The sequence below is a fragment of the Roseateles sp. GW821-FHT09G03 genome, assembly GCF_059416045.1.
This window is the reverse complement of record NZ_JBWKOK010000008.1, coordinates 273190-280926: the sequence shown is the minus strand read 5'-3', so window position 1 is coordinate 280926 and position 7737 is coordinate 273190. Positions and strand designations below refer to the sequence as shown.

Annotated in this window: 5 protein-coding genes and 1 riboswitch; of the genes, 2 read left to right on the top strand and 3 right to left on the bottom strand. The window is 71.0% G+C overall.

Annotation, left to right across the window (positions count from 1 at the left end):
• Window positions 1-32: 32 nt before the first annotated feature.
• Window positions 33-1841, bottom strand: a complete 1809-nt coding sequence (locus AC07OZ_RS25620) for a ShlB/FhaC/HecB family hemolysin secretion/activation protein (RefSeq protein WP_495469866.1) — start codon at window positions 1839-1841, stop codon at window positions 33-35.
• Between the two features lie 86 nt (window positions 1842-1927).
• A riboswitch (cyclic di-GMP riboswitch) is annotated at window positions 1928-2029 on the bottom strand.
• Window positions 2030-2241: 212 nt separating this feature from the next.
• Here AC07OZ_RS25620 and AC07OZ_RS25615 point away from each other — a divergent pair.
• On the top strand, window positions 2242-2844 hold the full coding sequence (locus tag AC07OZ_RS25615) for a 2-hydroxychromene-2-carboxylate isomerase (RefSeq protein WP_495469865.1): 603 nt from the start codon (window positions 2242-2244) through the stop codon (window positions 2842-2844).
• A 125-nt stretch (window positions 2845-2969) separates the two neighbouring features.
• Complete coding sequence (locus tag AC07OZ_RS25610; RefSeq protein ID WP_495469864.1) at window positions 2970-3227, top strand: hypothetical protein; 258 nt, start codon at window positions 2970-2972, stop codon at window positions 3225-3227.
• Between the two features lie 89 nt (window positions 3228-3316).
• On the opposite strand, the gene AC07OZ_RS25605 is transcribed toward AC07OZ_RS25610, so the two are convergent.
• Together AC07OZ_RS25605 and AC07OZ_RS25600 are read right to left on the bottom strand one after the other, a co-directional pair.
• The gene (locus tag AC07OZ_RS25605) at window positions 3317-5749 is read right to left on the bottom strand and encodes a protein kinase domain-containing protein (RefSeq protein ID WP_495469863.1); all 2433 of its coding nucleotides are present in this window, start codon (window positions 5747-5749) and stop codon (window positions 3317-3319) included.
• A complete protein-coding gene (locus AC07OZ_RS25600) occupies window positions 5746-7662 on the bottom strand; it encodes an HDOD domain-containing protein (RefSeq protein ID WP_495469862.1) in 1917 nt (638 codons plus the stop codon). Before AC07OZ_RS25600 ends, AC07OZ_RS25605 begins: the two co-directional genes overlap by 4 nt.
• Window positions 7663-7737: the final 75 nt, after the last annotated feature.

The following is a 7737-nucleotide window of genomic DNA, read 5'->3' as shown; positions in this document are numbered from 1 at the left end:
CCGGGCTCAATGAAGCGCTCAGCGGGAACGGGTCAACGGGAATAGGTCAGGTTGAAGCCCGCGACGACGCGGGCCTCCGGGAAGCGGGAGGGCTGCCACAGCGGCGCGCCGGCGAACACCTCGAGCGAGAAGCCCTGCGTGCGCACGCGCGAGCCGATGACGGCCCCGGTCAGGTGACGGCCGGCGAGGCGCTCGGCGCCGTAACCGCCCACCAGGCCGGCGTCGACGCCCAGGTACAGGGACACGGCCGGCGACTGCTGCGCCGCGGACAGCGGCAGCTCGGCCTCGTTGCGCCACAGCAGGCCGTTGTCGGCGGACAGCGACGCGTCGCTGCCGAAGCCGCGCACGGTGTAGCGGCCACCGATCGAGAAGCGGTCCTGGGGCGTGAGCCGGTTCAGCGCGTACTGGCCACGCAGCGAGGTGCTCAGCTGCAGTTGCCGGCTGCCGAGCGCCAGCGCGCCGTTGACGCTGTAGCTGCCCTGCAGCAGGCGCACGCGCGACTCGGCTTCACCGAAGCTTTCCTCCGGCGCCTGCAGCGCGTGGAAGGCGCCGGTGCCGCGCTTCAGGCTCAGTTCGGCCTCGCTGCCGACGCCGCCCGCGTTGCGCTTCAGGTTGATGCCGGCTTCCCAGCCGCCGGTGCGGCGGCGCTGCACCTCGACCTCGGTGTCGTCGATGTAGTTGCGCGAGCCGCGGCCGAACAGCTTCACGTAGCCGCTGAACTTGTACTGGCCGTCGCGCCAGAGCATGCGGGACAGCTTCAGCTCGCCGTTGCTGCTGGCGCCGCGGTAGACGTAGGTCTGGTTGGCGCCGATGACGACCTGGCGGTAGCCGCTGCGGCTCATCGTGATGCTGATCAGCGAATGCCCCCACGGCAGCGAGTAGTGCAGGACGTGGCCGCCGGTGCCCTTGTGCGGACCGTCGCGGTGATCGACGCGGCGCGCGAGCCAGTCGGCGTCCCGGTTCAGCGTCACGTAGAACAGGTCGTTGAGCGTCAGCGCGTGGTCCAGCGACGCGGTCAGCGCGAGCGGGTAACGGCCGGTGGCCTCGCTGCCGCTGTCGTCGAGCGACACCTGCCAGCGCCACTGGCGGCCGCCCTGGTAGCTGACGGCGAGGTCGCTGTAGCCGGGTTCGCCGGTGCCCTGCGCAGGTTCGACCTGGATGTCGGCCTGCGCGCCGGGGACGCGCTGCAGGTTCTCGAGCGCCTGCTCCATGTCGCGCAGGTTGAGCACGTCACCGGGTTTCACGGGCAATGCGTTGGCGAGCCGCACCTGCGGCGACGTGCCCTCGCGCAGGCGGATCGCATGGACGCGGCCCGGCACGACGGTGAGCACCAGCCGTCCGGTGGACAGATCCTGCGGCGCCGCCAGGACACGCGTGGTGATGAAGCCTTCCTCGATCAGCGCGTCCTGCAGACGCGTCACGAGCGTGGCGATGCTGCCGGCACCGAGACAGCGGCCGATCGGCGCGTCGTCGCCCAGGGGACCGTCGAGCGCGCCGATCTGGCGCGCCATGCGGGGCTGGTCCTCGACGCCGCGCAGCTCGATCTGCGTGATCTGGAAGCACGGGGATTCGTCGTCGCGCAGGCGGGGACGCGCCTGCGGCGCGCTGGCGCGCAGGCGGACGTCCGGCTCGCGTTCGAGCGACTGGCGCTGCTGCGCCTCGCGCTGCTGCTGGAGCTGGCGCTGCGCATCGGGGTCGACGGTGCCCGGGGGCAAGGCCTGACCCCGGGCGGTTTCGTAGCCGGCGCACAAGGCGGCGGCGATCGCGATCGTGGCGACCGTCGGCACGCCGACGGCCGGACGCCGCCGCGCGGGCGTCCGCTGTTCATACTTCTCTTGCATCCCTGCCTGCCGCTTCTCTGGCGTTGTTTTTTCAACCCAGGACGGGCCAGGCGAGCGGCGATGCGTCACGAACCGGTCGAGTCCGGTCCGGCAACCCCGCTATCTCGAGCCGTGACATCTGTCGGATGTCGGCGCCGAGACCGGAGGCTTTGCGTCGCCGGCTCGCGCCGGTTTTGCCCTGGTCAGCCCCCTGGGTGTGACATCCCTCACGGAATGCGCAGCCTCAAGGGGGACTGAGGTAAGTGACTGTATCGGACGGCAACAGCACAGATACATCGCCACCCGGGGGTGGTTGACGGGCAGTGGGCGGATGCGGTAGCCGCGTCACCCATCCGGCGGATGCGTCACCAGGCAGTCCGAGGCACCCTCCTACAATCCGCGCGCCTTGACAGGAGCCCGCATGCCCGCACCGATCGACTTCTATTTCGACTTCGCCTCGCCCTACGGCTACATCGCCGCGCAGAGCATCGACGAACTCGCGGCCAAGTACGGCCGCACCGTCAACTGGCACGCCATCGTGCTGGATGCCAACTTCCAGTCGCTCGAACGCATCCGCGTGCCCAACAGCGTCATGCGCAGCGACTACGTCCGCCGCGACGTCACCCGGCTCGCCGCGTTCATGAAGGTGCCGTACAACACGCCGACCTCGCTGGGCCTGCACACCGAGATGGCAGCGCGCCTGTTCCACTGGTTCAACGACCGCGATCCCGAGCAGGGCCGCAAGTTCGCGCAGGACGTCTACAAGGCCTACTTCGTCGGCGACCGCAACATCGCCCAGGGCGAGGTGCTCCAGGACCTCTGCGCCACGCAGCACGTCTCGCCCGACCAGCTCCAGGCCATCGCCAACGACACGGCCGCGCGCGCCCGCCTGAAGGCGGAGATCGACCTCGCCGAAGCCCGCGGCGTGTTCGGATCGCCGTTCTTCATCGTCGAGGGCGAACGCTTCTGGGGCAACGACCGTCTGCCGCAGCTCGAACACTGGCTGGCGAACGGTCCGTATTGATCGGGCTGAGCGGCCCCTACTTGCGGTTACTCCTTGTCCGCCGGGTAATGTCCGGCGCCGCCGGTCATCGACGACCTCCAGGACCGCGTTGTTGACGCATGTTGTCCCCTTCCTGGAGGTCCCACATGCGAACGCTTCGTCCCCTGCTACTCGCGCTGGTCGCGGCTCCGCTGGTCGCGACATTGACCGGCTGCGTGGTGGTCCCCGCCCATCGATATCACGGCTACGACCGCGGCTACGGCGATGGTGGCGGTGGCGGCTACGGCGCCGGCTATTCGGATGGCGGCCCGGTCGTCACCGGCACCATCTGGATCGACGGCTATTGGGACAGCCGCGGCGGCGGTCGCCGCTGGATCCCGGGCCATTACGGCCCGCGGCGCTGAGCGGGCCTCCCGACACGCCCTCGGCCCTCCCCCTCCCCTGAAACGACGAAGCCGGCCTCGGCCGGCTTCTTCGAGGGCGCGGCCGGCGCTCAGCTCGCCTGCTTGAAAGCCATCACGGCCTGGTTGCGCAGCGTGCGCAGCAGCGACAGCTGCTTCTCGTCGAGCACGACGCTGCCCGCCTCCGTCTTGTCCGCGTAGATCATCGCGAACGGCGCGCCGCGCAGCGCCATCGGCAGGATCAGGAAGCTGTGCGCCTTGGCCCCGCTGAGGAACCACGGCGGCAGCCGCTCGGCGATCTTGGGCTGCGAGGCGTCGGCGATCAGCGTGTCCACGCCCTTCGTGCAGATCGCCGTGAACAGGTCCGCCGGCATCCCCGGCATCACCCGCAGCGGCACGCGGAACAGCGGCACCACCGCCTCCACCCCGTCGCCCAGGCCGAAGCGGCCGGTGAGCGTCTCGGTCTTGGGATCACGCAGGCAGAAGATCACCCGGCGGAAGCCCAGCCCGCGGTACATCGTCTCGAGGATCATCCGCAGGATCTCGTTGAGCTTGAAGCTCTCGACCATCGCGTTGGTGATGTCCTGGATGCCAGCGGCCAGCGTCGCCGCCGCCTGCTCGGGCGGGATGACGCCGGCCGGCGGCTGCCCTTCCACCATCGTCGCCTGCAGCTGGTGCGGCGACAGCGTGTCCTCCGCCGACGGCGTCAGCGGCGCCAGCAGGCGCTGCGCCGGCGAGTTCTTCGCCAGCTTGATGTCCATCGCCTGCGCCAGCTGCGTCAGCCGCTGCCGCGCCTGGTCCGCCGCGGCCTCGAAGGCCTTGGCCTCGACGCCCAGCGCGCGCGCGTAACGCTGCGCCATCGCCCGCACTTTGGCATGCGCTTCGGCGGGATCGCTGTTCAGGATCACGTCCGCGACGTCGTTGCTCGCGCGGCCCAGCCAGCGCATGCGGTCGGTCGAGTGCTCCACCAGCCGCGCCGGCGCGTCGCCGTCGGGCCGCTGCATGCTGCGCTGCAAGGTGTCCGGGAACCCCCACTGCCGGGCCACGCCCAGGCCGAGGCTTTCATAGCTCAGCCCCAGCACCTGTGCCGATGCGGCTGCTTCGCTGAGCGGCGGCGCGGCCTGCTCGCCCATGCCGCGCTCGGGGCGCACGACGCGGCGCACCTGCTGGGCTTCCTCGGGCAGGTAGAACTCGGCCAGCAGCCTACCCAGGCCCTGGAACATGGTGGCGAGGAAGGACTCCTCGTTCTCGCGCGGCACCAGGCACAGCTCGCGCGCCAGCGAGCCCGCCATCAGCGAGCGGAGGAACTCCTCCTTCAGGCGCTGCGCGTGACTCTTGTTCTCCATGCGCTCCAGCAGCACCAGCGACAGCGCCAGGTTGCGGATGCCGCCGAAACCCACCAGCGCCACCGCGCGCGACACCGTGCTGATGTGCCCGCCGCCGGCATGGCTGAACTGCACCGTGTTGACGAGCCGCAGCAGCTTGTTGGTGAGCGCGACGTCCTTGAGGATCTCGTTGGAGAGCGAGGTGAGGCTCTCGTTCTCGGACTGCGTCATCCGCTGGATGCGCGTCACCGAATCGGCCATCGCGGGGAAGTCGCTGCGGTGCCGCATGCGGCGCAGCAGGAACTCCAACGTGGCGTTGCCGCCCTCGCCGGCCTCGGGCGCCTCGCTGGCCGGATGCAGCCACGCGGCGAGCGCGTCGTGGAAGGCCTTGGCATCGGACCAGCGCTGCGGCGACTCGCGCGACAGGCCGCGCATCAGCACCGCGCGCAAGGCGTCGTCGCTGTCCGGTCCGAGGTCCGCCGGCGGATCCAGCGTCTGCTCCATCGCGCGGCGCACCGCGCGCCACGGATCGGGGTCGTAGTTGAGGCGCTGGCCGGACAGCATCTCGCTGAGCATCACCGCGGCGGCGAAGACGTCCATCACCGGTGACGCGGCGTCGCCCTTGGCCGCCTCCGGCGAGATGTAGCCCGGCGTGCCGACGATGCGGTTGGGACGGGCGGCCGCGCCGGCCGTGCCGGCCATGCCAGGGGCAGAGGCCGCCCCGGACGGGATGCGCCCCGCGATGCCGAAGTCCATCACCTTGGGCCGGCCCGTCGAATCGATCAGGATGTTGGACGGCTTCAGGTCGCGGTGCACGACGCCCGCCTGGTGCGCCGCGTGCAGCCCGTCGAGGATGCCCAGCATCATCGCGACGGCCTCGCGCGCCGGCAGCCGGCCGCGCTGGCGCAAACGCTCGGTCAGCGTGCCGCCGGGCACGTACTCGAAGACCATGTAGGCCTGGCCGGCCTCGATGTCGGCCTCGAAGACCGGCACGATGTTCGGATGCGTCAGCCGGCTGACCGCGCGCGCCTCATGCAGCCAGGCATCGACGCTGGCGCGGTCCACCGCCTGCGTCAGCACCTTCAGCGCGACCTCGCGGTCCAGCCGCGGATCGTGGGCGAGCCACACCACCGCCTGGGCACCCTGCCCAAGACTGCGCAGCGGCTTGAATCGCCCGACGGCGGGCGGCATGGCGGTCATGGTCGGTCCTTGCCGGGCTGAGGTGCGCCGGCGGGCGACCCTGGCTGGGCGGTACTGTTCGTGTTGTTGGTGGCGGTGTTCGTCGCCATGTTCGTGGCGGGGGCCGGCGCGCCGGACTCGGCGCGCTCGCGCAGCCGGGAGCGCGGTGCCGCGGTCGCGGCCGCGCCGACGGCCGGGTCGCTCATCGCGCCGAGGCCACTGTCGCCGGCATCGGCGATCGCGCCGCTGGTGCCGAGCGCGTCGTAGATCTCGCGCAGGCCGAGCCCCAGCGCGCGCGCATACCGGCGCGTCGCCAGCTCGATCGCCGCCTGGCGCTTGCGCTCCGGCAATGCGAGCGCATCCACCAGTTCGTTGGCCAGGCTGCAGGTGAGCCGCAGCAGTTCGGTGTCGCCATCGGCGTGGCGCACCGGCGCTTCCTGCGGCTGGCGGCGCATCATGTGCTGCAGCTCGTCGCCCAGGCCCCAGTACTTCGCCACCGCCAGACCCAGGCTCTCCAGGTCGCAGCCCAGCACGGCGTAGGCGGCGGACTGCTCGTTCATGCCGCGCGGATTGGGGTTGTCCTCGGTCGCCTCCGGCGCGACCTGCAGCTGGCGGATCTGCTGCGCGTCATCCGGGAAGTGGTACTGCACCAGCAGCCGCCCCAGGTTCTGCATCAGCGAGATGAGGTAGATCACCTCGCCGTCGTAGCCGGCCGGCCGCAGCGCCTGCGCCACCTGGCCGGCGCGCTGCACCCGGCGCATCACGCTCTGCATGAACTGCGCCTGGCCTTCGTTCATCGGACCGGGCCAGGGCTTGAGCGCCCGCGCCGCGTCCTCGAGCCCGTTCAGGCCCAGCATCGCGATCGCGCGCTGCAGGTTGAGCACCGTGCCGCCGCTGGTCGGCCCCTGCTGGCGCAGCGCGTTGTTGACGCGCCGGATCAGCTCCAGCGCCAGCGCCATGTCCTTCAGCGCCATGGACGCCAGTTGGCTGCCGTGCTGCCCCGCCATCGCCGACGACGACACCGTCGTCACCAGCCGGGTCGAGGTGCTCGGCAGGTGGCCGAAGCGCTGCATCTTGTCCTTCAGCAGCGCGATCGGGCCGCCGTCGTCCTGCTCCGCCGACAGGCGCCAGCCGTCGAGCGCGCGCCAGAAGCTGCGGGCCAGGTGGTAGCGCTGGCGCGTCTGCCGGTCGCTGGCGCGGTTGACGATGGCGCGCAGCGGCTCGGGGATCGCATATGGGGTTTCCCAGCCCAGGCGCACGAGGTCGTGCCCCTGCGGCTGCATGCGTTGCAGCACGACCTGGAGGTCGGACTCCTCCAGCACCGGCTTGCCGCTGAGCAGGCGGTGCAGCACGAGGCCGACGCAGACGACGTCCTCCTCGGCGGCCTCGCGCGCGGCGCGGCGGGTGGTGGTGTTGAAGTCGGCGTTGGGCGGCACGACTTCCTGCGCGACTTCGAGCCCCAGCACGCGGACGTGGTTGGCGCCGTCGACGACGATGTGGGCGAGCTGGATGTCGCGGTGCGCGTGGCCGGCCTCGTGCGCGAAGGCCAGCCCTTCGAGCGCCTGCGCGGCCCAGCCGGCGGCGTCCAGCGGCAGCGGCGGCGCGCCGCGGGCGATGCGTTCCTCCAGCGTCTCGCCCAGCGCGCGGTCGTAGGCGACGTAGGGCCAGGGATCGACGCGGCCGGTCTCGATGACGTGCGCCAGGTTCGGGTGATGGATGCGCGACGCGCCGTCGACCGTCTTCAGCCAGTGCAGCATCGCCGCCTCGCTGTTGGGCTTCTCGCGCGGCATCATCAGGAACATCTCCTGGCCGCTCTGCGGGTCGAAGACGACCCACAGCATCGAGCGCAGGCTCTTGTGCAGCAGCGCGCGCAGCTCGAAGCGGCCGAAACGCCGCATCGGGGCGGCGGAGGATGTTGTGGTGTTGTCAGACACGAGCGATATGCGGCACCCGACGGTGCAGGGCCACGGACCTTTTGTAGCTTGGATTGGACCGAAAACCCGAAGTCC